This is a genomic window from Actinomycetota bacterium (genome assembly GCA_040905475.1).
GTDB lineage: Bacteria > Actinomycetota > AC-67 > AC-67 > AC-67 > DATFGK01.
The window spans coordinates 37,349-59,855 of sequence record JBBDRM010000138.1 but is presented as its reverse complement, the minus strand read 5'-3'; the positions used below and the strand labels follow the sequence as shown (position 1 = coordinate 59,855).

Here is a 22,507-nt window from a genome sequence, read left to right as displayed (position 1 = left end):
ACACCTCCGACCGCAAGGGTTGGGTCCATCGAGGCCACCGTACCCGGAGGGTGTGACAGTTATGAGGCAGGCGTGGGGGAGGGGGATGACGTCGGCGTCGCGGCAGGCGTGACGGCCGGTGTGGCCCGGCCCACGATCACCGTTGCGACCATCCCGAGCTCGCCGTGATAGCGGCAGACCATGTGCACCGTCCCGGCACTCGCGAAGGTGAGCGTGGAGAACGTGCCGGGCTGGATGTCTCCGGAATCCCTCGGGCAACCCTGCCCTTGACAGGTCGCCGTGTGGGTCACCTCATCGTCGTTCTCGAAGGTTATGGCGCCGCCCACCGGGATCCGGATCGTCGCCGGCCGGTACTGGTTCCCCCGCATCCGAACCTCGACCCCGGCGCCCTGAGAAGGCATCACCGCGAAGAGAGCCGAGAAGCCCGCAACGGCGATCACCGAGGCCACCACGTACCGACGTTTCTTCATGACGCCGGAATGATAGGGGTGGCGCGACCGAGTCGCGAAGCCGGGATGTGGTGTCAGCGGCGGATCATGGTCCGCCATACGAAGAAGGCCGACGTGCCGAGCAAGGCGAGAGCGAGCCCGGCCACGGCGATCGTCGGGAACGGCTGGTCCTCGGCGGATCCGGGTACCGGCGAGGTCAGGACCCCGCTGGGACTCACGCTCGTCGTCAGGGTGGGCGAAACGCTCGTCGTCGGACTCACCGAAGCCGGGGGTGGCTTCGTCGTGGGAGATTGAGAGGCCGGCGGGCTGGGCTTGGCTTTCACGATGACCTGGCCGCACATCGCGCAGTTCGCGAACGACGTATCGGAGCCGTGGAGCTTGCAACGGTAGGTGAAGGTCCCGGCGGTCGTGAACGTGTGCGAGAACGATTCACCCGGGTCGATACAGTCTCGGAAGAGCACGTTGCCCGGACAATTGTTCGGGCTCGAGTCGAAGGATTCGCCCAGAGCAACCGCCGAGCTGTTGGCCGTAACCGTGTGACGCTGGTTGTCCCGGTTGAACCAGCGGACCGTGTCGCCGACGAAGATCGTTACGCGTTCGGGTTCGTATCGACGGGCGGGGATCTCGACCGTCTTCGTCGCGGCACGTGCGGGCAGAAGGCTTCCGACGAAGACCGCAGCGGCGATCGAGGACATAGCGAGCTTCCTCACCATGATCCCGAACTATAGGCGTGAAATCGTCGAGGACACCGTCCGAACGGGAGGTATTGACCTGACCTCTTCACTGTCCTAGGGTCATGGGTGAGGCGCTCGCCGGCTTGAGGAGTTCGCCACTGCCTCCAAGCACTTGATGCGAGCGCCTCATCCTTTTCCCGCGCTCGGTTTACTCATTCAGAGGCCGGGGTTTACGATTCCTACGTGAGCGACCAGTACCGGCCGAGCATCCGTCACGCCTTCTACAACTGGCGTACGTACAAGGGCTCGCTCCGCAAGAAACTCGGGCTCACCGCGAAGAACGAATGGCGGAAGCTACGCCGATTCAAGGATTGCTGCGGCAACATCGACGAACCCGGCTGTTGAAAGCGCTCCGAGCAGGGACCCGGTCGGGCCCCCGGGGAGCAGGAGGAGGGCCACGATCATGAGTGACGTCCGCGAGTACAAGCTCCTGATCAACGGCGAGTTCCTCGACGCCGCATCGGGCGAGACGTTCGAAACGACCGATCCGTCCACCGGCGAGGTGGTCGGCCGGGTCGCCAAAGGCGGTAAGGAAGACGTTCGCAAGGCGATCGAGGCCGCCCGCAATGCCTTCGACTCCGGCGTGTGGTCGGAGATGCCCCAGGCCGAGCGCACCCAGCGCATGCTGAAGCTCTGGGAGATCTTGCAGGAGCGACTGACGGACCTCTGCCAGATCGAAGCCATCGACGCCGGGCACACGATCCGCATGGCCAATCTGTTCTCGATCGCGCTCGGGGTAGAGCACTGGCGAGTGACCGCCGACCTCGCCAGCAAGATCGGCGAGTACGAGCCCGTGGAACTCTCGGAGATGCCCGCGCCGTCGTGGGGCCTCGTGCGACGCGAGCCCTACGGGGTGTGCTCGGCGATCACGCCGTGGAACTTCCCGTTCATCCTCATGATGTGGAAGGCCGGCCCGGCGCTGGCGACCGGCAACACCATGATCGTCAAGCCGGCGACCTACACGCCGATGTCCACGACCGAGTTCGGCAAGATCGTTCAGGAGTCGGATCTGTTCCCGCCGGGCGTTTTCAACGTCGTGCCGGGCGCGGGCGGCGCCGCCGGCGAGGAGATGGCATCGAACTCGCTCGTCGACAAGGTCGCGTTCACCGGCTCCACGGAGGTTGGGCGGCGCATCATGCAGCTCGCGTCCGGGACGGTGAAGAAGGTGACGCTCGAGCTCGGCGGCAAGTCGGCGAACATCCTGCTCGACGACGCCGACCTCGACTCGGCGATACCCGGCTCGCTCTTCGCGACGTTCCTGCATTCGGGCCAGATCTGTCATTCGGGCACCCGGTGCTTCGTTCCCGCGTCGCTTTACGACGAGGTGATCGCCCGGATGGTCGAGCTGGCCGAGGGATTGAAGGTCGGGCCGGCGACCGACTTCGAGACCGACATCGGGCCGCTCGTGCACCGATCACAGTTCGAGACGGTGGATCGTTACGTCCAGCTCGGACAGCAAGAAGGCGCGAAGCTCGTCACGGGCGGGGAGCGCGTTTCCGTCGCCGGTCACGACGGCGGCTACTACTACAAGCCGACGGTCTTCGCCGACGTTGCGAACTCGATGCGTATCGCGCAGGAGGAGATCTTCGGGCCGGTGTTGTCGGTCATCAAGTACGACTCGGTCGAGGATGCGATCCAGATGGCGAACGATTCGATCTACGGCCTCGGCGGCGGCGTATGGTCCCGCGACATCCCGCGCGCCCTCAGCGTGGCGAAGCGCATCCGCACCGGAACGGTGTGGATCAACGACTACCACCTGCTCTCGGCCTATGCGCCGTTCGGCGGCTACAAGCAGTCGGGCGTGGGAAGGGAGACCGGCAAGTGGGGCCTCCGCGAGTACCAGCAGACGAAGTACATCCACGTCGACCAGACGCCGGGCAAGGATCAGAAGTTCTGGTACCAGATCGCCGGGTTGTAGCCGGAACGGCTCAGCAGAAGCGCCGGCAGTCGGTAGGGGAGGGGCTCGGGGACGGAGACTCGGTCGGCGACGGGGATGGTGACGGAGAAGGCTCGCACACCCGTTTGCAGGTCGCCGTCGGCGAAGGGCTCGGGGAGGGACTCGGCGTCTCGCTCGAGGACGGCGATGGCGACGGCGACGGATCCCCGCCGGACGGCGGCGCGGTCCGCAGCGCTTCGAGCTCGGCGGCGAGCTGCGCCTGAAGATCGGCGAGCTCCGCCTGGCCGGCCCGGTTCTCGAGCTCGTAGGGATCGTTGATCAGATCGTAGAGCTCGCGCTCCCCGGTCGAGAGCTCGGCGTACTTCCATTCGTGCGTGCGGATCGCCCAGAAGCCGGGCTGATTGTTCGTCCCCGACGTCTGGTGGAGGAGGCTCGATCTCCAGCCGGCGCCCGGATCCTCGATCAGGGGAAGAAAGCTCGTACCGTCGATCGCGTCCGGAGGGACCATCCCGGCCAGGTCGGCGAACGTGGGAGCGATATCGACGCTCGAGACGAGGCCGGGTTCGACCCGCTCTTCGATCCAAGGAACCCGCACGTACATGGGGGTCCGGATGCACTCCTCGTACACACAGTTCTTGCCCGAGCCGCGATGCTCGCCGAACAGATAGCCGTTGTCGGTCATGAACACGATCACGGTGTTGTCCAACGTGTTCGTGTCATCCAGGGCGTCGTACACGGTGCGGATCAGGTCGTCGACGGCTTGCACCGCCCGGTACTGCTGCACGCGCTTCTTGTCCATCGCGTTCTCGAGGTTGGGGCTCAGCAACGGCAGGGACTGGATCCAGGCCGGCTTGTCGGAGACGTCGGCCTCGTTGAAGTTGGGCGAACGCGTGACGGTGAAGGGTGTCTTCGCGTACCGCTCCGGCGGCGTGGTCGGCGAATGCGGGGCGATCGGAGAGGCGTACAGGAAGAACGGCTCCCCCGCAGAGGATCGGATGAACGCGTCGGCTCGCCGGGCGATGACATCGGTGTGGTAGTCCTCCGGAGCGCTGCCGTACGAGACGGTCGTTCCGTTGTCGAACATGTCGTAGTTGTAGTACTTGCTCGTTCCGACGTTCGCGAACCAGTCCGACCAGCCCGGCGGGACGAAGGGCGACGAACCGAATGGGTAGTCGTTGAGGTACTTGCCGGCCAAGCCGGTGCGATACCCGGCCGACTGCAGCCAGGTCGCCAGCGTCGAGTCGTGATCGAACGGCCCGCCGGTGTTCTGGGTGACGCCGTGGTGGTGCGGATACAGCCCGGACAACAGGGTCGCCCGCGTCGGGCAGCACAGCGGCGTGTTCAGGAAGGCGTTGGTGAACTCGATCCATCCCCCGCCGGGCTTGCTGGTGAGGAAGGGCATCGCCGCCAGGGCGTCGAGACTCTGGTCGTCGCTGAGGATGAGCACGATGTTGGGCGCAGTGGGCGGGGTCGCGGTCGCCGGTCCGGATAGCGATCCCGTCGCGAAGAACATCACGGCGCCCGCAAGCAAGCCGAGAACGGACAACGCTGCCACACGACGGCGCATCCTGTTCGCTACCTCCCCCGCCCCGTCTGCCGACCCCGGGGCACGCGCCTAGCCTTCGTCGTTCAGGATCGTGCACTTGCCCTGCGCATCGGCGATCGACGCGCCGGAAGCGTTGCTCAGGTTGAGGAAGAAGGACTCGTCCCGCTCCGTGAGCATGTCGCCGGAGATGGACACATCGACGGTCTTCGACACCTCGCCGGGAGCGAACGTCAAGATCCCGCTCGTCGCCGTATAGTCGCTCGGCGCCTTGGCACTTCCGTCCGCGGTCGCGTAGGAGACCATAACCGTCGCCCCGCTCGGGTTCGACAGGGTCACGACCAGGCTCGCGATGGACGTCGTACCGCCGTTGCCTTCCAGGAGCGACACATCGGAGATCGTGATCGCAGGCACGGAGTCGTCGTTGAGGATCGTCCCGTCACCGCGTCCGTCCGCGACCAGCACGTCGGACGAGGAGATGTCCACGTAGAAGACCTCGGACACCTCCGGGTCGGTGTCGCCGAAGACGGTGACGCCGATCGTCTTCGAGCCCTCACCCCCGGCGAAGTTCAGCGTGCCCGAGACGGCCTGATAATCGCCGGGAGCGACCGCGGTCCCGTCGGCCGTCGTCCACGACACCTCGACGGGCCCGCCGGCGGGCGGTGAGATCGAAACCGTGAACGTGGCGATCACCGAGCCGCTGTTGCCCTCGACCACGGAGACATCGTCGATCGAGGCGGAGGGCGGGGCGTCGTCGGTCAGGATCGCGCCGACGCCGGACCCGTCCGCGATGGCGGCGCCCGACGCGCCGGACAGTTGCACGGTGAACGTCTCGTCCGGCTCCGGCGTGGTGTCGCCGTTCACCAACACGGTCACCTGGTTTGACGTCTGCCCCGGGTCGAACGTGACCTGACCGTACGTCGTCTGGTAGTCGCCGGGCGCGGTCGCGGTTCCGTCCGCGGTCGCGTAGGAGACGGAGACCGTCCCGCCGCTCGAGGGCGAAAGGGAAACGGTGAACGTGGCGGCCGTCGTACCCGAGCTGCCCTCCACGACCGAGACGTCGTCGATGGACAGCAACGGCTCCGGGCCGTTGATGACCGTCATCGAGTCGCAACCCTCGATCTTGAGGCCGGTCGTGGTCTGCCCGTACATGCAGGCACTGGTATCCGAGCCCTGGATCCCGGTCAGCGGCGTCGACCATTTCCAGATTTTGTCCTTCTTGCCGTCCCCGTTGACGTCGCGGAACTTCCCCCGCCGCGTCACCGGCTCACACGCGCGGTTGTTCGGATCGCTTGCGTCGCCGAAGCACAGCGGGACGTCCTCGATCACCGCCGGATCGAGGGCCGGGGTCCAGAGGACCGCGGCGTGGACGGTGTGGAACTCGAGGTCGACGGTGTTGTTCTTCTCGGGCTCGACAACCATCGCGACCACGAGGCACCCTTCGCCCGGCGGCTGATCGACGACGCCGTCGCCGTCGGCGTCGATGCCGAGGCACGGGTCGGGATCTGCGCTCGCGACGGGAAGGCCGGCCCCGATGACCAGAGCGGCCGCCAAGAACGCGATGACCGGCAGTCGCCCGGTGCCCATCCCCCGTCCTCCGATCCCCCCAGGCTGCGAAGGGCAGAACCCCGCCCCTCTCACGTCACGCTACCCGACCCCTCATACGACGGGAAGGGTCGACTCCCGATGCGTGACAAAGTTCACACTCAGCCGGCGACCTCGACGCCCGAATCGGCCTTCTGCCCGCCGTTGGCGACCATCGGGAAGGCGACCTCCTTCGGCGTGTAGCAGGTCGGCGCTTCCTTGTTGTAGTCCTCGCGGTCGAGGATCAGCTTCTTGTAGTGCTCGAAGCCGCGGGGGTCCTCGAGCGCGTCGAAGAACTTATTGTAGCGCTCGTGGTTCTCGAAGAAGTCGCCGGCGAGCATGTAGTGCCCGGCCGCCATCGCGCTCTCATGACGCTTGTGGACCTGGTGGTCGACGCCGACCTCCGCCCACGTGATCGCGTGCGGGTTGTAGAAGAGGCGGATCATCCGGTGCACGAAGTTGTATGCGCCCGAAACCTTGCGGTACGCCTCGACCATTTCCGGTCCCATCGGTTCCTGCTCGCCGAGCAGCTGCTTGTGGAGCGCCGCCGAAACGAGGTGGGCCGTCTTCATCGACAGGAACACGCCCGACGAGAAGATCGGGTCGATGAAGCCGCGCGCGTCGCCGATCATCGCGTAGTTCGTGCCGTAATGGTTCGAGATCTCGTACGAGTAGTTGCCGTTGACCATGATCTGCATGACGCGGTGTGCACCCGGCGTGTCGAGAAGCCTCGCGACGACGGGCGATTCACGAAGCTCGGCCTCGCACATGGCCTCCTGCCAGTCGGTGATGCCCTCAGCCTGGAGCTCCTTGCGACGCTTACGGATGTAGGAGTTCTGGAAGACCACGCCGGCGGTGATGCGGCTGTCGGAGAGCGGGAAGACCCAGATCCAACCCTTCTTCTCCTCACCGATGTAGATGATGAGCGACAGCCCCTCCTCGAGGCCGTGCGCCATCTTGACGCCCTCCCAGTGGGACCAGAGCGCCGTACGGTCGAGCTCCTCGCGCGGCTTGCGCCACCCGTTCTTGGAGCCCACGATCGCGTCGCGACCGCTCGCGTCGACGAGGAAGCGAGCCGTGTGGACCTCTTGCACGCCGTCGACGGTCTCCGACTCGATGATGACCTTGTTGGGATCGCTCAGGTCGACGTCGGTGACCTTGACCTCTTCCCGCACCTCCGCGCCGAGGCGGCGCGAGTTGTTGAGCAGGATGTTGTCGAAGGGTGCGCGGTTGACCTGGAACGAGAGGTAGGTCTCGTCCTCGATGACGACATCGAAGCACCAGGTGGTCGAGGCGATGTCATTGCGGTCGATGAAGCGGACGCCCGGCTTCCGGACGAACGTGCGCTCCATCTCCTCGCGGACGCCCAGCCCGTCGAAAAGCTTGTAGCAGAACGGCAGCATCGACTCGCCGACGTGATCACGTGGGAACTTCTCGCGTTCGAGCAGGAGAACCTTGTGCCCATCGCGGGAGAGCAGCGAGGCTGCGGTGGAGCCGGCCGGGCCGCCCCCGACCACGATGACGTCGTAGTCGTATTCGTTGCTCGAGGCCATTCTTCACTCCTTGGGTAGATCGTTCGGATCCCAACGCCGGGCGCGAGATAGCACGCCGACAGAGGTCTGCGTGCTGAGGATAGCGTCCGGCCACGGAGCGCGAAAGTGGTGGATTCCCCCTATGCAAGCGCGATCAGCGAGGAACCAGCGGTTGCGCTGACCAGCAGAAACGGGGCTATCTGACATTTCTCATCCGACCGGCGTCGGCGAGGGGTCGGGAAGGTTCGGCGAAGCCCCGAGCCCGAGCCGCCGGCGATGGAATTGAATCACGCCGGCGACGCGGTCGAACAGCTTGTCGGCGTTCTCGGCGATGGTCACCGCTTGGTCGACCGCGGCCGAGAGGGTTCCGGGGTCCGCGCGACCCACCGTCTGGAACGCGTCGACCGTGACGAGGTAGGCGCCCATCGCCGCGTCCCAGCCGGCTTCGATGTCGCCGAGGAGGGCCGGCGGTTCGAGGCCGAGCAGGTCGTCGCGGACCCGCTGGAACACCCGCTGCCAGGCGCCCGTCCGATCGAGGAGCTGCACGCCCGTGATGGTCCCCTCGACGATCTCCCGAAGCGACGGCTTCATCTCCTGCTGGACGATCCGGCCGGCTTCGCGGACGGCCGGGAGCAACGACTCCTCGTAGGAAACGAGCGCGGCGCGGTCGTTCTTCCGGTTCGACGAGCCCATCAGGAACACGGCCGTTGCACCGGCGGCCAGCACCAGCACCAGCGCGATCGTATAGACGAGCGGGCTGCGCCGGCGGGTTTTCGTTACGTCCGGATCGGCCATATCGGGTCCTCGGATGCGGATGCTACGATGATTTAGCGATGAACGTCGCCGTGACCTCCGACGCCTCGAAGATCGTTCAACGCGTCCGGGAGGACGGCCGCACCAACCTCATCATGGTGCTCGGAACAGGTTGTTGCGACTCGACCGCGCCGTTCCTCTACGACAACTACCTACCCGAGCCCGACGCGCGTCCGGTCGGCGAGATCGACGGCGTTCCGATCGTCGCCCCCGCCTGGCTCGCCAACCTGTACCCCGGCGAGGAAGGGCTCATCGTCGACGTCGATCCGAACGTGGTGAACGACTCGTTCTCGCTCGAGAGCGAATACGACTGCCGCTTCACGCTGCGTCTGCCGGAGCGCCCCGAGCGGCGTTAGCCGAGCGCTTCGAGCACGGCGAGGGGCTCGCCGGCGATGCACGAGAAGATAGGGGTGTCCCGCAAGGTGAACTCCGACGAGCGCGTCTCGCGCAGCGCCATCACTAGGTCGAGGAAGTCCTCCGGAGAGTCTGTTTCGAACGCGACCACGAACTCCTGATCGTCCAGGCCGAAAGAGTACGTCGTGTTCAACTTCACCGTCGGGTAGCGGTGCCCGATCTCGATGTGCGCATCCATCATCTTCTGCCGCTCATCGAACGGAAGCAGGTACCACGCGCGCGTCTTCACGAACGGATAGATGAACAGATACTTGGCACGGCCCGGCTTCACCTTGAGCTTCTCGCGGGTGGATGGGTCGAGCCGGTCCTCGTACTGCGAGCGCTTCGTCATCGCAAGGAACGAGTGCGACGCGTGGAGCCAGCGTCCGAGCCCGGTAGAGCGGATCGCGGTCTCCAGGTCGCGGATCTCCTCGAGCGTCTTAGCGGCCGACCAGATAAGCATGTCGGCATCGCCGCGCATCCCGACCGTCGAGTACGTGCGGAGCATCGGGAACCGTTCGCGCCACTCGTCGAGCAGCCCGGCCAACTCCTTGCGCGCGGCGGCGCGCTCCTCGTCGGGCAAGCCCAGCCACGCGGGGTCGGCCTTGTAGAAGGCGTACTTCACCATCTGGCGGGGATGCGGTTTCTGGGTCTCGCTCACGCCGTCAATGGTACCGGAGCGCCTCGGGGCGCCCGTCCGGGCGGCGCGTCGACCAAATCGTCGGCCCGGCGACTCAAAACCAGGAGGATCAGGAGCACGCCGTATCGGAGCCAGACGGTCACCTCGGTCACGTTCAACCGGAATGCCGGATCGCCGGACGCGAACTGCACGGCGGTGAAGTAGGCGCTGATCGAGATCCACACCGCCGCGTCGGCAACGACGAATGCGACGTACGACCATAGGGGGAGCCTGAGCAACACGAAGAACGGCAGCAGCCAGAGCGCGTACTGGGGGGAGAACACTTTCGCGGTGAGCAGGAACACGACAAGGATCCCGAAGCCGAGCGCGAACGGCCGGGGGCGCTCACGCAAGGACTCGAGGACGATGAGCACACCCGCGCCGATCAGGAAGAGCACCCCGGACGCCACGTTCGCGAAGGTCGGATACCAGGTCGCGAGCCCCGCGTAGTCGGGATGGATGTGACGGAAGACCATGAACCAGGCCGTCTCGAAGTTCGGCGCCCGGCTGCTCTGGAAGTCCCACGGGTACTTCCATCCTTCGAAGTTCGCGATGAGCAGGGGGACGTTCAACGCTGCCACGCCGAGCACGAACAAGGCGGCCATCCGCCAGGGCGGCTTCTCGCGGCGTCGCCACGCCGCGAGCGCGAGCGCCGGCAGGAGGAACGCGGGATAGAGCTTCGTCGCTGCGCCGAGGCCGAGCGACAACCCTGCCCAACCGTCGGCTCCTCTCCAGAACGCATAGAGGCCGACGGTCGCGAATCCGACGGCCAGCAGATCCCAGTTGTGGAACGCGTACAGGATCAGCGGAGGGCCGAGCGCGTACAGCAGCACGCGTCTCGGGTCGCGCGCCATCGAAGTCAACGCCCACGCGGCGGCGATGCCCATGAGCGCGAGCCCGACCGTGTTCGCGTTGAAGAACGAGTCCAGCGTGGTCGTCGTCTTGGCCACGACGCCGAAGTAGAGGCCGGTTCCGGCGGGATACTCCACGTCTTGGTGTGCGGCGCGGGTCTCGGTGGTCGAGTCGAGGTAGGGGAATCGTCCCTCGGCGAGCCCGCGCGCGCCGTACAGCGGGACGATGTCCGAGTAGCAGAGGCGACGGTACTGCTTCCCGTCGTTCCAGTCCCCGGAGATGCACGGGGCCTTCAGTGCGTAACCGGCCGCCAATCCGACGACGGCGGAACCGAGAAGGAAAAGGGTGATCCTGCGGCGGCGGTCCGCCGCCCAGCTCACCCCCCGCCTCCCGACGGTGCCGCCGACGGCGACGACGTCGGCGACGGACTCGGGGGTCCGGGAGTTTTGGTCTCCTTGGGCTTCGGGGTTTCGGTCTGAACCGGCGGCAGGGTCGCCACAGGTGTCGGCGTCTTCGTGCTGCTCGGCGACGGAGAAGGCGTCGGCGACTCATTGAGGATCTCGCCCTCGAAGGTCGGCTTTCCGAAGCCTTCGACGGGCATGGTCTCCATAACGGGCTCCATGAACTCCCGCCAGATCTGGGCCGGGAACGATCCCCCCGTGACCGCGATGCCGCGCACGTTCTGCATCTTACGTTTGCCGTCCGGAAATCCCATCCATACCGTCGTCGCGATCTGACGGGTGAATCCGGCGAACCACGCGTCGACGTGATCCTCGGTCGTCCCCGTCTTGCCGCCGACCGGCCGCGATCCAAGGTCGGCTCGACCACCGGTACCGCTCTCGACGACCTGGACCAAAGCGTGGGCGACGGTGTCGGCTACCTTCGGCTCGACGACCTGCGCCGGCTTGATATCGGTCTCGAAGATCGTCCTCTTGTCGGCATCCTGGATGGAACGGATCAGATGGGGCTGCGCATGCTTGCCGCTGTTCGCAAACGAGGCGTACGCGCCGGCCATCTCCAAAGGCGACACGTCTGACGTCCCAAGCGTCAGCGAGGGAACCGCCTGCAACTTCGACGTGATCCCTAATCGCGCGGCCATATCGGCCGCTGACTTTGGGCCGACCTTGAGGATGAGTTGTGCGTAGACGGTGTTCACGCTGAATTCCGTGGCCGTGATCAGATCGATCTGTCCGTAGTTCTTGTTGTCGTAGTTCGCGACCTCCCACGGTTCGAAGCCCGTCTCGAGCTTGATCTTCGCCGGAGCTTTGAACGTGGACTTCACGGAGTACTCGGCGTCCACCGCGGTCGCGAGCACGAACGGTTTGAACGCGCTACCCGCCTGCCTTCGACCTTGGCTGGCGAGGTTGAACTGGTTCTCCTCGAACGTGCGCCCGCCGACCATCGCGACGACCTCACCGGTCGCGGTATCGACGGCGACGAGCGCCGCCTGAGGGTCGTCCTTCCGGTCGAGGACCGACGCGACGGCTTTCTCCGCGAGGTACTGGTGATCGATGTCCATCGTCGTCCGCACGGTCAAACCCCCGCGGTACACCGTGCCGGCCCCGTATTGTCCGACCAAGATCCGACGCACGTCCTCGACGAAGTGCGCACCGACCGCGGGCACCGTGGTGGTGACGCGGTCGCGAACCTTGACCGGTTTCGCCGCCGCGGCCGTCGCGTCGGCGGCGCTGATGAAGCGCAGGCTCGCCATCGCGTCCAAGACGAGATCTCGCCGCTGCTTCGCGGTCTCCGGCTTGCGGACGGGGTCGTAGGTCTCGGGTGCCTTGATGATCGCCGCGAGCAACGCCGACTCGTGCAGCTCCAGCTTCGAAGCTCGCTTCCGGAAATAGGTCTGAGCGGCGGCCTCCACCCCGTACGCGCCGCGGCCCAAATAGATCGTGTTGAGGTAGTCCTCGAGGATCTCGTCCTTCGACTGTTGGCGTTCTATCTTCATCGACACGATCGCTTCCTTCACCTTGCGCCACATGGTGCGCTCGCTGCCGACGTAGGCGTTCTTCACGAACTGCTGTGTGATCGTGCTTCCCCCCTGCTGGACGCCGCCTCCGATGAGGTTCGCGAACGCAGCACGGGCGATCGACGGGATCGATACGCCGCCGTGTTGATAGAAATCGCGGTCTTCGGCGGCGATCACCGCCCGACGCAGATGCTCCGGCATGTCCTTGAACGGGATGTCGACGCGATCGGCTTCGGCGTGGAGACGCGCGATCAACTTGTTGTCTCGATCGAGCACGATCGTCGATCGGGCAGTAGAGATGTCGGTCGGAACGGGGACGTCGACGAGGGCATAGGCCATGCCGAAGAGCAGCATGCCGAAGAGGAGCCCACCCGGGACTGCCACGATGACGTACCGCTTGAGGCGCTGATGCCAGCGGCGGGCGGCCGGCGTTCTGCCTTGCAGCCAGTCGCGGAAACGCCGGACGCGCGAGGCGGGTGGCTTGCCTCGCGGGGTGGGCGGTCGTTTCGACGTCGATCGGGGCATCGCAGGATTACTTTCTACCCAGAGTGAGCGTGGCGTACGCTCCGGAGCCGAACCCCAGCCCTCACAGGAAGCCTCGTCCGGACGCCACGATGTAGACCCGGATCGCGATCCCGATCGACGCGGCCATCAGAACCGTAGCCGCGATCGACCACTCGCGCTCGGCGATCGGGAGCGGCAGGCGAGCCGGAAGAAGCGCGAACCTTCGAGGGGGCGTCCGGGGCGAGCCGGCCGGTGGGCCGCCCGATCCCGCGCGGCCCGGCCCCACGAGGAAGGCGAGCACCGCGACGGCCACCATCACGATCGCCAGATCCTCGGCGACCCCGGGTTCGGCGCCGACGCGAAGGAGACGCCCCACGCCGAGCGCGTCGGAGACCGGGAACGCGAGCCCATGCACGGCTCGAACCGGCAGCGCCGCCAGTGCCGTCGCGGCGGCGACCGACAACCAACCCCAGAGCGCCGCCGCAGGTCGATCACCGCGTGCGCGCGTATGGAGACCTCGGCCGGGGATGCCGGCCGACACGGCGGCGGCCAGGACCAGCGTCGCCGCCAGTGCCGGCAGCGCGAACGCGAGGAACGCCGGGCGCACCACGGCTGCCTCGAACGTCGCCGCCACCACCAACACCGCACCGGGGAGCATCGCGCCGGCGGGAAGGACGCCGACCGTCGGACGGATCGACTCACGCGCGGCTCTTCCGGCGAACCAGGCCGGTACCGAGGCGAAGGCCGCCGCGATGCAAAGGATCGCACCCCAAAGCGCCACCGGCCCCCCCAAGGAGATCCCGAGCACCGCGAGCGACACGCCCACCGTCGCCGCCGGACCGAGATCTGGGTTGCGGAGCGCTCGTACGGAGAAGAGCGATGCTGTAGCGGCCGCGGCCGCCGCGGCAGCGTAGGCCACGCCGCGCCCGGCCGCGACGGCGGCGGGGACGAGAAGCAGACCTTGTGCGCGTATCGGCCCCAGCCAGATCGCCGCGATCACCGGGTCCGCACGCGATGCGTCGCCGGCTCCCCACCACAGCGGAACGAGGCCGAGGCGAAGCGCGACCGCTCCGAGGAGCAGCGCGCCGGCGGTGATCGACAGATCCGGAGGAAGCTTCGTCCCCGAGGACACGGCCGTGCCGATCGCGAGAAGCGCCGCGACATCGGAGAGCGCCAGAGCCGCGATCGCGCGGCGGTGCGCGAGCCCAAGCGTCTCCCGACGCGACGAGACGACCGCCGCGCACGCGAACGCGAGCGTGCTCACCGGCAGCGTGACGGCGAGGAGGTGAACCTCGCGCACGAGGAGCGGCGCGACGCCGGCCGCGGCGGCTGCGAATAGGACGGCTTCCGTCGGTGCCGGCCGGCGTCGGCCGCCGGCGCGCGCGATGCCGGCAACGATGGAAGCGACCGCTCCCAGGGAGAGCAACGCCGTCCAAGCGTCGGACGCGAATCCGCGCCACGCGACGGCCTCTGAGGCGGCCGAGCGCACCAACGCGGTCGCCGCACCTCCCAGGATCGCCGCGCTGCACACCGCGACGAGTGCGCGCCGTTGGGTGGGAACTTCGGCGAATGCGATCGCCGCGACCGCCCCAACGAGCGGGGCCAGCAGCAAGACAAGAAGTGGAACGCTCACGGCGCGCCACCGACGAGGACGAGCCCAAGGCCGACGGCGGCGAGGGAGGCCGGAAGGGCCGGTAGATAGGCGATGTCGGGCAGCCTGACGCGCCGCGCGTACCACGCGGCGGCCGCCAGCGGGATCATTCCGCCGACCCACCATGCGGCTTCGGGACCGTCGACGATCTGGGGTCCGAGGAACAAAGTGACGACGAGCGCCGCTTCCGCGAGGACGCCGATGGCGTCGAGCATCCTCACGGGAGACGGCGCCTCCACGCGACCGGGAGCAGCCCCGGCGGTCTCGGCGCCGAGCTCCACCCACGTGATAAGCGCGAGGATCGCCGCCCCGAGCGCGAGCCACGAACCTGCGACCGTGATCACCGGGCCGTATGCGAGCGCCGATCCCGCGACCGCGTTCGCCCCACGCAGTCCGTCGAGCTCGGGCGAGCCGGCACGCGCGACCGCCGCCGCGGCCGTGAGCGTCCACACCGGCGCGAGCCACACACGCCCGCGGAGACCCCGCAGCGCATCCGCAGCCAGTATGGGACCCGCGTCGACGAGCGCCGCGAGCGAGGCGGTCCGGATCGAGAACGCGAGAAGAAGCGCGAGAACGACGCTGCCCTCGAACCGGCCGGAGAGCAGCAGCGCCGCCCCGACGGCGGCGGCGACACCCGTGGCGAAGGCGACCCGCGAGCGAACGCTCACGCGCGCAAGTCTAAGAGCAAGGAGGAGGCTGCGAAGGGATGCCTACCCGGCGCGACGGCCGGTGACGAAGCTGCGAACCAGGTGGTTCCAGGAGCAATCGATGCAAACCTCGACGACGTAGCAGACGAACTCGTTCACCTGACCGCGTAGCTCCCGGAGCTCGGCGGCTCGGCGGGGCCACCCGTTGTGGCGCTTCAGATCCTTGCCGTAGGTGTACAGGACGAGACGGAGTCCCGTGTTCCCGCACACCGGGCACTGCTCGGTGGTTTGCTCGCCGATGTGGCGCGCGGCGCGGATGAGCTCTGGGTGTGCGTCGCACACGTCGATCCGCGACACCATGCCCGTACGAAGCTGGCGAAGCGTCGCACGCTTCGCCATCCGGTAGTCGATCGTCGCCATGGAGATGCGGCATTGTACTTCGCGGCCCCGACGGTCTGGAAGGGTTCGTTCCCGGAACTTCAGGGTTGGGCCGGGGGGCCCCCGCCGGGTTCTCTTTCGAGAAGTTCGAGCGCATCCAGGGCCGGGCCCGCCTAGCTTGACACCCCCCTGGGGCCCCGGCACAATATCGGAGCGATATATCGGACCGATATATCGGGCCGCTACATAGAGTGGCCACGGGCCGACAGGTTCGACCGGTCCGTCCGATACCCGATCAGGAGCGCGAAACGATGCTGGAACTCGGACTGCTGGGTCTCCTCAAGGGGAAGCCCATGCATGGGTACGAGCTGAAGCAGCGTCTCGCGGAGCAGCTTGGGCCGTTCGGACGCTTTTCCTACGGCTCCCTCTACCCGACGCTGAAACGCCTCGCGAAAGAGGGCGCCGTCGAGACCGAACTGCCCAAGGGCGAGACGTCGCGACGCAAGAACGTCTATCGGATCACGCCGGCCGGGGAGAGCCTCTTCGAGACGTTGCTCGAGGAGTCCGGCCCTTCGGTGACCGAGGAACGCAACGCGTTCATGCTCCGGCTCGCCTTCTTCCGCTACATGAAGCCCGAGGCCCGCACGCGGCTGATGGAAAGCAGGCGCGGGTACCTGCAAGGGAGGCTCCAGAAGATGGCGGCCTCGCTCAAGAACGTGAAAGAGAAGATGGATGGGTACACGGTCGAGGTCATGCGCTACGGCGTCACCGAGGCCGAGCACGACATCCGTTGGCTCGATGACATGCTCGAGGCCGAGCGGCGAAATGGGAACGGGAACGGGACCAACGCCGCCGCGCCGACGCCTGAGGGCGCTCGATAGGGGGAGCCGCTAATGAGGAATGGAACGAAGAGGGTGCGCGTCGCGATCGCTGGGGTGGGCAATTGCGCGTCCGCACTCATCCAGGGCGTTCACTACTACGCGGACGCCGACCCCGAGGATGACGTCCCCGGTCTGATGCATGTCGACCTGGCGGGGTATCACGTCGGTGCCATCGACTTCTCGGTCGCCTTCGACGTCGACGCGAAGAAGGTCGGGCGCGACCTCTCTGAGGCGATCGCAGCCCAACCGAACAACACGATCAAGTTTGCCGACGTTCCGCCTCTCGGTGTCGAGGTTCTTCGAGGCCCGACCCTCGACGGCCTCGGCCACTACTACCGCGAGATGGTCGAAGAGTCCCCGACGACGCCCGTCGACGTGGCGCAGGCGCTGCGCGACTCGAACACCGATGTGCTGGTTTCGTACCTGCCCGTCGGGAGCGAGGCCGCGACCCGCTTCTACGCGGAGGCCGCCCTGCAAGCCGGCGTCGGCTTCGTCAACTGCATCCCGGTGTTCATCGCCTCCAAGCCGGAGTGGGCAGACCGGTTCCGCGCCGCCGGGCTTCCGATCGTCGGCGACGACATCAAGAGTCAGGTCGGCTCGACGATCATCCACCGCTCGCTCGCGAAGCTGTTCGAAGACCGCGGCGTGCACCTCGACCACACGTACCAGCTCAACTTCGGCGGGAACATGGACTTCATGAACATGCTCGAGCGTGAGCGCTTGCAGTCGAAGAAGATCTCGAAGACGCAGTCGGTCACGTCGAACATGCGCCGCACGCTCAGCAAAGATGACATCCACATCGGCCCGTCCGATCACGTCCCCTGGCTGCAGGACCGCAAGTGGGCGCACATCCGGCTCGAGGGCCGCGAATTCGGCAACGTCCCGCTCGTAGTTGATCTCAAGCTCGAGGTCTGGGACTCGCCGAACTCGGCGGGTATCGTGATCGACGCCGTGCGGTGCGCCAAGGTGGCGCTCGACCGCGGCATCGGCGGGCCGCTCATCGGACCCTCCGCCTACTTCATGAAGTCGCCTCCGGTCCAGTACCCGGACGACGTCGCACAGCAGATGGTCGAGGCCTACATCAAGCCTGCGCAGACGCCCATCCACAGCTCGAACGGGAACGGGTCGAACGGGAACGGGTCGATGCCGCACGTCACCGCGGCGGCGCGGCTCGCCGACCGCTCCTAACAAGCGACGGCAACGTTGATCGGGCCGGCGGAAGCCGGCCGGACGACCCGGCAGCGCGTCCGCGAGGTCTTTTCCTCCTCCGGGTTCCGCCGTCTCGTCCTCACGCGGGTCACCTCACAGATCGGCGACGGGCTCTTCCAGCTTGCGGCGGCAGATCTCCTGCTGTTCGACGATCCCGGTCGTAACCCGGCGCTCAAGCTCACCGCCCTCGTCGCCATCACGCTCATCCCTTTCAGCGCCGTGGTTCCGTTCGTCGGCGTGTTCATCGACCGATGGGACCGCCGCAAGATCCTCGCCCACACCCCGTTCTTCCGAGCGGGCTTGGCCGCATTGTTGCCGCTGACGATCTTCGGAAACGACGAGTCGCCGGTCTTCTTCCTGATCACGCTGGTGGTGCTCTCGGTGAACCGGCTCTTCCTCGCGACGATGTCCGCGGTGCTTCCTTCGCTCGTTCCCGAACGCGATCTGCTGGTCGCCAACTCGGTCGCAGCGACCGGAGGAAGCCTCGCTACGGTGACCGGACTCGGTTTGGGGGCCGCGACCGCGGCGGCGTTCGGGGGGGCGCGCGCCGCACTCGTCGCCGCCGTCGCTTTCGCGGCCGCCGGGGTGCTCGCGCGAAGACTGCCGATCCAAAAGCACGTGCCGCACGACCACGGGACGCTCGTGCAGGAGGTGCGCGCCATCCTCTCCGAGATGGTCGAGGGCCTCCGGCGCGTCCGCGACAGCCGACGTGTCCCATTCGCCCTGAGCGCCGTCGGGTTGGGGCAGCTGTTCGTCGGTGCCACCACGGGAGCGACGACGGTCGTGTTCCTCTCGCGCCTCGGCCTCGGCGTCGAATCGGTTGCCACGTTGCTCGGCGCCGTCGGGATCGGCCTCGGGATCGGGGTGGTGGTCGTTCCCTTGATCGCGCGGCGGGTACGCGAGGAGTTCATCGTGCCGATCGCCTTCGCGATCGGATCGGTCGGGGTGCTGGTGTCGGCGACATCGCTCACGCGGGGACGCATGATCGCCGCGGCGACGATCGTCGGCCTGTCGTACGCGTTCGCGAAGATCCCGGTCGACACCATCGTCCAGGAGGAGATGCCCGACGAGTTCCGGGGGCGCGCGTTCGCCGTCTACGACCTGTTGTTCAACGTGGCTCGGGTGGCCGGAACCGGCGCCGCGGCCCTCGCGATCGAAGCCGGAGCGCGACTCGACGCGATCCTTGTCGCGGTGGGGCTCGGCTATCTCTTCACCTCCGCGGGACTGCTCGCGTGGGCGCGTAGGATCGTGGACGTGCGCAGACGCAAGCGTTCGAACGCACCGGGCCGGGGGTCCGGCCTCTCTCTGCTCGCCGGCGAGATGGTGACCGTGCGCGCGTACGAGGGATCCCGCGCCGACGAGGAGCCGCGCGCGGTCGTGATCGGTGGCCGCGAGGTCCCCGTGGACGAGGTGGAATGGCGGGCCGTCGTCGAGCGGGGCGGCGAGCGCCGGCGCGTGTTCGTCGTCCGGATCGGCGGCGCTCGGGTCCGGCTGGCACATGTGGAACCTTCTTCGCTCTGGGAAGTCGAACGAGTGATGTCCGAAACGCCTATCCGGGACGAGCGTCCCACCTGACCGGATCCCGGCAGGAGGACCCGACTCACCCGTCGAAAGGCTTCCTCGAACGGGCACTGGGGAAGGCCTGGACGGGCCACCTCCAGATGGCCCGTTCGGGGTCTCCAGCGCATCTCCACCGTACCGAGGTCGTTGGAGAGGGCAGGAGTAGCGGGATGCGGCTCACCGATTACGTCCGCACGGTCCGTGTTCGAGGGAGGGCATCGGATCGGGCGAGAGCACGCCGCAAGCCGACCGTCGCGTTCGTTCTGTCCGGCGGCGGTGTCCTCGGAGCCGCCCAAGTCGGACAGATGCAAGCGCTCATCGACGCCGGCATCCGTCCCGACGTACTCGTCTCAACCTCGGTCGGCGCACTCAACGCCGCCGCCGTCGCGGCAGATCCGACCCCCGAAGGCGCCGCCCGCCTCGCAGAGGTGTGGCGCGCGCTGAAGACCGAAGACATCTTCCCGGGAAGCCGCGTGGCGCGAGCATGGAACATCGTCTCCCGCGGCGACCACATCCATCCGAACACCGGGATCCGGCGCTTGGTGGAGAACCTCCACGCCGCGACGTTCGAGGAGACCGAGATCCCGGTGTGGATCTCCGCGACGAACCTCCGCACCGGCGAGGAGCACTGGTTCTCCAGCGGATCGCTCATGCGCGCGATCCTCGCGTCGACCGCGCTGCCCGGGATCTTCCCGCCGGTGGCGATCGACGGCGAGCTCTACATCGACGGCGGCGTCGTGAACAACGTTCCGATCTCGCAAGCCATATCGCTCGGAGCGAAACGCATATACGTCCTCACGTGCGGCACCGCAACCGGCGGCCAGCGTCCGATCCGGCGACCGCTCGACGTTCTCGTGCAAGCCTTCGCGCATTCCCGTCGCGCGCGTGTTCCTCAGGATCTCATCCAGTACGCCGACCGAGCCGAGATCGTGATGATGCCGACGTTCGATCCGGGCTACATCGGCTACAACGATCCGTCGCAGAGCGCCCGCTTGATCGAACGTGCGCGGTCGATGTCGGCGGAGTTCCTCGCCGCGCCGCGCGGCGTCGAGGCCGCCGGCGCGAACGCCTGATTCATCGGTATAACAACCGCCAGGACCGCGGCGGCCAGTAGCACGCCCGCGCCACGGCCACGACCTCCCCGCGAGTCACCGGCCCGTAGTGGCGGCTGTCCGTCGAGCGCGACCGGTTGTCACCCGCGATCGCGAACCGGCCGGGGCCCAGCGTGGTCTCGCCCGTCTCGAGACGAACCCGGTCGCCCGGCGTCCCGACGATGCGCTTGAGATGCTCGGAGCCGTCGGGCCGCCGCACCACGACGACGGCCCCATACGATGGTTCGCCTCGCACCGGCGACACAGCGACGAGCGAGCCGGCGGGCAAGGTCGGCTCCATCGAATCACCTTCGACAAGAACCGGCGCCCAGCGCGCCCGCCGCAGCGCGAGCGCACACGCGATGACGCCGGCGAGGAGCGCACCTCCCCGATATCGACCTCGCCTGCGTGGTTGCGTCATGGCCGGTGGGGGATGGTATACCTGCCGCGTCAGCGGTAACGACCAGCGAAGGAGGACGGCGATGGTCATGCGATGGATCAGCCCGACGCGCGTCGTACGCGCCCACTGCGATCTCCCGTGCGGCGTCTACGACCCCGCGCAAGCCCGCATCGAAGCCGAATCGGTAAAGGCCTGCCAGGAGAAATACCAGGGTAACGAAGACCCGGTCTTCCGCGAGCGCGCAGTCACCATCAAGGAAGCACGCGCCGACATGGTCAAAGAACACCTCTGGATCCTCTGGACGGACTACTTCAAGCCCGAGCACCTCCAGAAGCACCCACAGCTCCACGACCTCTTCTGGAACGCTACCAAAGAAGCCGGAGCCGCCAAGAAGTCCGTGGACCCCGCCCAAGGCCAGAAACTCCTGGACCTGATCGCCGAGATCGACAAGGTCTTCAAAGAAACCAAGAAGGGTTAGCTGACGTACGAGCGGGGCCCGGCACGCACCTTCCCTCATCCGCAAGCGCTCTAGGATTCGGGAAGGCGGATGCCGGGCCCCGCTCTAACCGTCAGAACAACCCCAGGTTCCTTCTTACATTCCCTTGGAGAGGCCGATCACGTGGCCTTCGGGGTCGGCGAAGTGCGCGAGGGAGATGCCGGCGCCGGGAACTTCCATCGGCGGGTTGACGGTCTTGCCGCCGAGTTTTTCGATCTTGTCCAGGGCGGCTTGGAGGTCGTCCACCTCGATGTAGACGGTGACCCCGCTGCTCCCGTCCGGGGGCTGACCGATCCCGCCGTTGATGCCCTTGCCGGCGTGGGTGTCGACCATGCCGTAGTTCATCGGGTTGTTGTCGTCGACGTGCCAGTCGAACGCCTTGGCGTAGAACTCGCCGAGTGCCTTCCCGTTGGCGCCGTTGATCTCGAAGTGCGTGACTGCGTTGCCCATCATCTTCCTCCTTCTTCGGATGCGAGCATCCAGGGGTCCACTCCGGGATCTCCGCCGGCGGCGACGATCGAGAGCCGCTCGAGGAAGTGATCCCAGCCATCGACGTGCGCGGTGGCTGCTTCGACGGACGGGAAATCACGGTGCTCGAGCCGGACGACCGTCTTCGATCCCTCGGGGCGCAGCGTGATCTCCACCGTGCTGGTGCCGGGTTGTACCGGACTCTCGGGGCTCTCCCAGCCCCACGTGAACACGACCCGGGTGTTGGGCTCGACGGCGACGTATTCGCCACGCGCGACGTCCCGGCCGGTCACATCGACGCGATAGATCCCGCCGGGTCGCGGGTCGAGTTTCGCGTCGATGCCTTTCCACCGAATCATCTTCTCGGGATCGGTGAAGAACGGGAAGATGGTTTCCGGGCTGGCGTCGATCGTCACCTCACGGACGACGACGTCGACGAGTTGCTCTGCTTCGGGCACGCTTCCTCCTCTCCTCGCGTTCGGCCGCAACCTTCAAGCGCTGCAGTCCCTCGTCCCAATAGGACTCCAGGAACGCTCGAAGCTCGCCCAAGCCTTCCGGACTGGCCCGGTACAAGCGACGGGTCCCCTCCCTCCGTTCCGTGACGAGCGCCGCCTCTCGCAGAACGCGCAGGTGCTGCGAGACGGCCGCGTGCGACACGTCGAAGTGTGAAGCGATCTGTCCGGCCGGAAGCTCCCGATCCCAGACCAGCCGCAGGATCTCGCGGCGGCGTGGCTCGGCGATGGCTCTCAGCGCGGACTCCATACGGCCTTA

The 22,507-nt window shown here is 67.0% G+C and carries 24 protein-coding genes; 8 read left to right on the top strand and 16 right to left on the bottom strand.

Features of this window, described 5'->3' with window-relative positions:
• Nucleotides 1–59: 59 nt before the first annotated feature.
• Nucleotides 60–470, bottom strand: a complete 411-nt coding sequence (locus tag WEB06_16970; GenBank protein ID MEX2557309.1) for a plastocyanin/azurin family copper-binding protein — start codon at nt 468–470, stop codon at nt 60–62.
• A gap of 53 nt (nt 471–523) precedes the next feature.
• Nucleotides 524–1,159 carry a plastocyanin/azurin family copper-binding protein gene (locus WEB06_16965; protein MEX2557308.1) on the bottom strand — a complete coding sequence of 212 codons (636 nt, stop codon included), beginning with the start codon at nt 1,157–1,159 and terminating at the stop codon, nt 524–526.
• Nucleotides 1,160–1,366: 207 nt separating this feature from the next.
• Here WEB06_16965 and WEB06_16960 point away from each other — a divergent pair, with 207 nt between their 5' ends.
• Together WEB06_16960 and WEB06_16955 are read left to right on the top strand one after the other, a co-directional pair.
• Nucleotides 1,367–1,528, top strand: a complete 162-nt coding sequence (locus WEB06_16960; protein MEX2557307.1) for a hypothetical protein — start codon at nt 1,367–1,369, stop codon at nt 1,526–1,528.
• Between the two features lie 58 nt (nt 1,529–1,586).
• Nucleotides 1,587–3,101 carry an aldehyde dehydrogenase family protein gene (locus WEB06_16955; protein ID MEX2557306.1) on the top strand — a complete coding sequence of 505 codons (1,515 nt, stop codon included), beginning with the start codon at nt 1,587–1,589 and terminating at the stop codon, nt 3,099–3,101.
• A 10-nt stretch (nt 3,102–3,111) separates the two neighbouring features.
• Here WEB06_16955 and WEB06_16950 read toward each other — a convergent pair whose 3' ends face one another.
• From WEB06_16950 to WEB06_16935, 4 genes are all read right to left on the bottom strand, one after another.
• Nucleotides 3,112–4,647: a sulfatase gene (locus WEB06_16950; protein MEX2557305.1), complete on the bottom strand. Its 1,536-nt coding sequence runs from the start codon at nt 4,645–4,647 to the stop codon at nt 3,112–3,114.
• A 48-nt stretch (nt 4,648–4,695) separates the two neighbouring features.
• On the bottom strand, nt 4,696–6,210 hold the full coding sequence (locus WEB06_16945) for a Calx-beta domain-containing protein (GenBank protein MEX2557304.1): 1,515 nt from the start codon (nt 6,208–6,210) through the stop codon (nt 4,696–4,698).
• A 119-nt stretch (nt 6,211–6,329) separates the two neighbouring features.
• Nucleotides 6,330–7,760 (bottom strand): NAD(P)/FAD-dependent oxidoreductase, encoded by a 1,431-nt coding sequence (locus tag WEB06_16940; GenBank protein MEX2557303.1) that lies wholly within the window; start codon nt 7,758–7,760, stop codon nt 6,330–6,332.
• A gap of 189 nt (nt 7,761–7,949) precedes the next feature.
• Nucleotides 7,950–8,534: a hypothetical protein gene (locus WEB06_16935; protein ID MEX2557302.1), complete on the bottom strand. Its 585-nt coding sequence runs from the start codon at nt 8,532–8,534 to the stop codon at nt 7,950–7,952.
• A 38-nt stretch (nt 8,535–8,572) separates the two neighbouring features.
• Between WEB06_16935 and WEB06_16930 the strand changes: the two genes are divergently transcribed.
• The gene (locus tag WEB06_16930; GenBank protein MEX2557301.1) at nt 8,573–8,908 is read left to right on the top strand and encodes a DUF779 domain-containing protein; all 336 of its coding nucleotides are present in this window, start codon (nt 8,573–8,575) and stop codon (nt 8,906–8,908) included.
• Here WEB06_16930 and WEB06_16925 read toward each other — a convergent pair.
• From WEB06_16925 to WEB06_16900, 6 genes are all read right to left on the bottom strand, one after another.
• Nucleotides 8,905–9,606 carry a chlorite dismutase family protein gene (locus tag WEB06_16925; protein MEX2557300.1) on the bottom strand — a complete coding sequence of 234 codons (702 nt, stop codon included), beginning with the start codon at nt 9,604–9,606 and terminating at the stop codon, nt 8,905–8,907. The two genes, WEB06_16930 and WEB06_16925, sit on opposite strands and share 4 nt — an antisense overlap.
• Entirely contained in the window at nt 9,603–10,856 is a 1,254-nt protein-coding gene (locus tag WEB06_16920; protein MEX2557299.1) for a glycosyltransferase 87 family protein, read from the bottom strand. Before WEB06_16920 ends, WEB06_16925 begins: the two co-directional genes overlap by 4 nt.
• Nucleotides 10,853–12,976 (bottom strand): PBP1A family penicillin-binding protein, encoded by a 2,124-nt coding sequence (locus tag WEB06_16915; protein MEX2557298.1) that lies wholly within the window; start codon nt 12,974–12,976, stop codon nt 10,853–10,855. The genes WEB06_16920 and WEB06_16915 overlap by 4 nt, the downstream gene beginning before the upstream one ends.
• Before the next feature lie 61 nt (nt 12,977–13,037).
• The gene (locus tag WEB06_16910; GenBank protein MEX2557297.1) at nt 13,038–14,588 is read right to left on the bottom strand and encodes a hypothetical protein; all 1,551 of its coding nucleotides are present in this window, start codon (nt 14,586–14,588) and stop codon (nt 13,038–13,040) included.
• Nucleotides 14,585–15,274, bottom strand: a complete 690-nt coding sequence (locus WEB06_16905; GenBank protein MEX2557296.1) for a hypothetical protein — start codon at nt 15,272–15,274, stop codon at nt 14,585–14,587. Before WEB06_16905 ends, WEB06_16910 begins: the two co-directional genes overlap by 4 nt.
• A 42-nt stretch (nt 15,275–15,316) precedes the next feature.
• On the bottom strand, nt 15,317–15,673 hold the full coding sequence (locus tag WEB06_16900; GenBank protein ID MEX2557295.1) for a DUF5318 family protein: 357 nt from the start codon (nt 15,671–15,673) through the stop codon (nt 15,317–15,319).
• Between the two features lie 269 nt (nt 15,674–15,942).
• Between WEB06_16900 and WEB06_16895 the strand changes: the two genes are divergently transcribed.
• The 4 genes from WEB06_16895 to WEB06_16880 all read left to right on the top strand — a co-directional run bounded on the left by WEB06_16895 (nt 15,943) and on the right by WEB06_16880 (nt 20,354).
• Complete coding sequence (locus WEB06_16895; protein MEX2557294.1) at nt 15,943–16,512, top strand: PadR family transcriptional regulator; 570 nt, start codon at nt 15,943–15,945, stop codon at nt 16,510–16,512.
• A gap of 12 nt (nt 16,513–16,524) precedes the next feature.
• Nucleotides 16,525–17,700 (top strand): inositol-3-phosphate synthase, encoded by a 1,176-nt coding sequence (locus WEB06_16890; GenBank protein ID MEX2557293.1) that lies wholly within the window; start codon nt 16,525–16,527, stop codon nt 17,698–17,700.
• A 15-nt stretch (nt 17,701–17,715) separates the two neighbouring features.
• Nucleotides 17,716–19,296, top strand: coding sequence for an MFS transporter (locus WEB06_16885; GenBank protein MEX2557292.1), 1,581 nt, complete (start codon nt 17,716–17,718; stop codon nt 19,294–19,296).
• A 155-nt stretch (nt 19,297–19,451) separates the two neighbouring features.
• The gene (locus WEB06_16880) at nt 19,452–20,354 is read left to right on the top strand and encodes a patatin-like phospholipase family protein (GenBank protein MEX2557291.1); all 903 of its coding nucleotides are present in this window, start codon (nt 19,452–19,454) and stop codon (nt 20,352–20,354) included.
• A 1-nt stretch (nt 20,355) separates the two neighbouring features.
• Here WEB06_16880 and WEB06_16875 read toward each other — a convergent pair whose 3' ends face one another.
• Nucleotides 20,356–20,862: a S26 family signal peptidase gene (locus WEB06_16875; GenBank protein ID MEX2557290.1), complete on the bottom strand. Its 507-nt coding sequence runs from the start codon at nt 20,860–20,862 to the stop codon at nt 20,356–20,358.
• On the opposite strand from WEB06_16875, the gene sodN reads away from it, so the two are divergent.
• Nucleotides 20,861–21,250 (top strand): superoxide dismutase, Ni, encoded by a 390-nt coding sequence (gene sodN, locus WEB06_16870; protein MEX2557289.1) that lies wholly within the window; start codon nt 20,861–20,863, stop codon nt 21,248–21,250. The two genes, WEB06_16875 and sodN, sit on opposite strands and share 2 nt — an antisense overlap.
• Nucleotides 21,251–21,364: 114 nt before the next feature.
• Here the strand turns inward: sodN and WEB06_16865 are convergent, their stop codons facing one another.
• From WEB06_16865 to WEB06_16855, 3 genes are read right to left on the bottom strand one after another with little or no spacing between them, the layout of a single operon-like run.
• Complete coding sequence (locus WEB06_16865; protein MEX2557288.1) at nt 21,365–21,718, bottom strand: VOC family protein; 354 nt, start codon at nt 21,716–21,718, stop codon at nt 21,365–21,367.
• Entirely contained in the window at nt 21,718–22,194 is a 477-nt protein-coding gene (locus tag WEB06_16860; protein ID MEX2557287.1) for an SRPBCC domain-containing protein, read from the bottom strand. The genes WEB06_16865 and WEB06_16860 overlap by 1 nt, the downstream gene beginning before the upstream one ends.
• Complete coding sequence (locus WEB06_16855) at nt 22,154–22,498, bottom strand: metalloregulator ArsR/SmtB family transcription factor (GenBank protein ID MEX2557286.1); 345 nt, start codon at nt 22,496–22,498, stop codon at nt 22,154–22,156. The genes WEB06_16860 and WEB06_16855 overlap by 41 nt, the downstream gene beginning before the upstream one ends.
• Nucleotides 22,499–22,507 lie beyond the last annotated feature (9 nt).

Excerpts from the sequence above, each read along its gene's own strand:
- WEB06_16955 (MEX2557306.1), top strand. The coding sequence starts at position 1,587 with ATGAGTGACGTCCGCGAGTACAAGCTCCTGATCAACGGCGAGTTCCTC.
- WEB06_16895 (MEX2557294.1), top strand. The coding sequence starts at position 15,943 with ATGCTGGAACTCGGACTGCTGGGTCTCCTCAAGGGGAAGCCCATGCAT.
- WEB06_16970 (MEX2557309.1), bottom strand. The coding sequence starts at position 470 with ATGAAGAAACGTCGGTACGTGGTGGCCTCGGTGATCGCCGTTGCGGGC.
- WEB06_16865 (MEX2557288.1), bottom strand. The coding sequence starts at position 21,718 with ATGGGCAACGCAGTCACGCACTTCGAGATCAACGGCGCCAACGGGAAG.
- WEB06_16935 (MEX2557302.1), bottom strand. The coding sequence starts at position 8,534 with ATGGCCGATCCGGACGTAACGAAAACCCGCCGGCGCAGCCCGCTCGTC.
- WEB06_16940 (MEX2557303.1), bottom strand. The coding sequence starts at position 7,760 with ATGGCCTCGAGCAACGAATACGACTACGACGTCATCGTGGTCGGGGGC.
- WEB06_16950 (MEX2557305.1), bottom strand. The coding sequence starts at position 4,647 with ATGCGCCGTCGTGTGGCAGCGTTGTCCGTTCTCGGCTTGCTTGCGGGC.
- WEB06_16930 (MEX2557301.1), top strand. The coding sequence starts at position 8,573 with ATGAACGTCGCCGTGACCTCCGACGCCTCGAAGATCGTTCAACGCGTC.
- WEB06_16900 (MEX2557295.1), bottom strand. The coding sequence starts at position 15,673 with ATGGCGACGATCGACTACCGGATGGCGAAGCGTGCGACGCTTCGCCAG.
- WEB06_16915 (MEX2557298.1), bottom strand. The coding sequence starts at position 12,976 with ATGCCCCGATCGACGTCGAAACGACCGCCCACCCCGCGAGGCAAGCCA.
- WEB06_16890 (MEX2557293.1), top strand. The coding sequence starts at position 16,525 with ATGAGGAATGGAACGAAGAGGGTGCGCGTCGCGATCGCTGGGGTGGGC.
- WEB06_16855 (MEX2557286.1), bottom strand. The coding sequence starts at position 22,498 with ATGGAGTCCGCGCTGAGAGCCATCGCCGAGCCACGCCGCCGCGAGATC.
- sodN (MEX2557289.1), top strand. The coding sequence starts at position 20,861 with ATGCGATGGATCAGCCCGACGCGCGTCGTACGCGCCCACTGCGATCTC.
- WEB06_16945 (MEX2557304.1), bottom strand. The coding sequence starts at position 6,210 with ATGGGCACCGGGCGACTGCCGGTCATCGCGTTCTTGGCGGCCGCTCTG.
- WEB06_16880 (MEX2557291.1), top strand. The coding sequence starts at position 19,452 with ATGCGGCTCACCGATTACGTCCGCACGGTCCGTGTTCGAGGGAGGGCA.
- WEB06_16875 (MEX2557290.1), bottom strand. The coding sequence starts at position 20,862 with ATGACCATCGCCGTCCTCCTTCGCTGGTCGTTACCGCTGACGCGGCAG.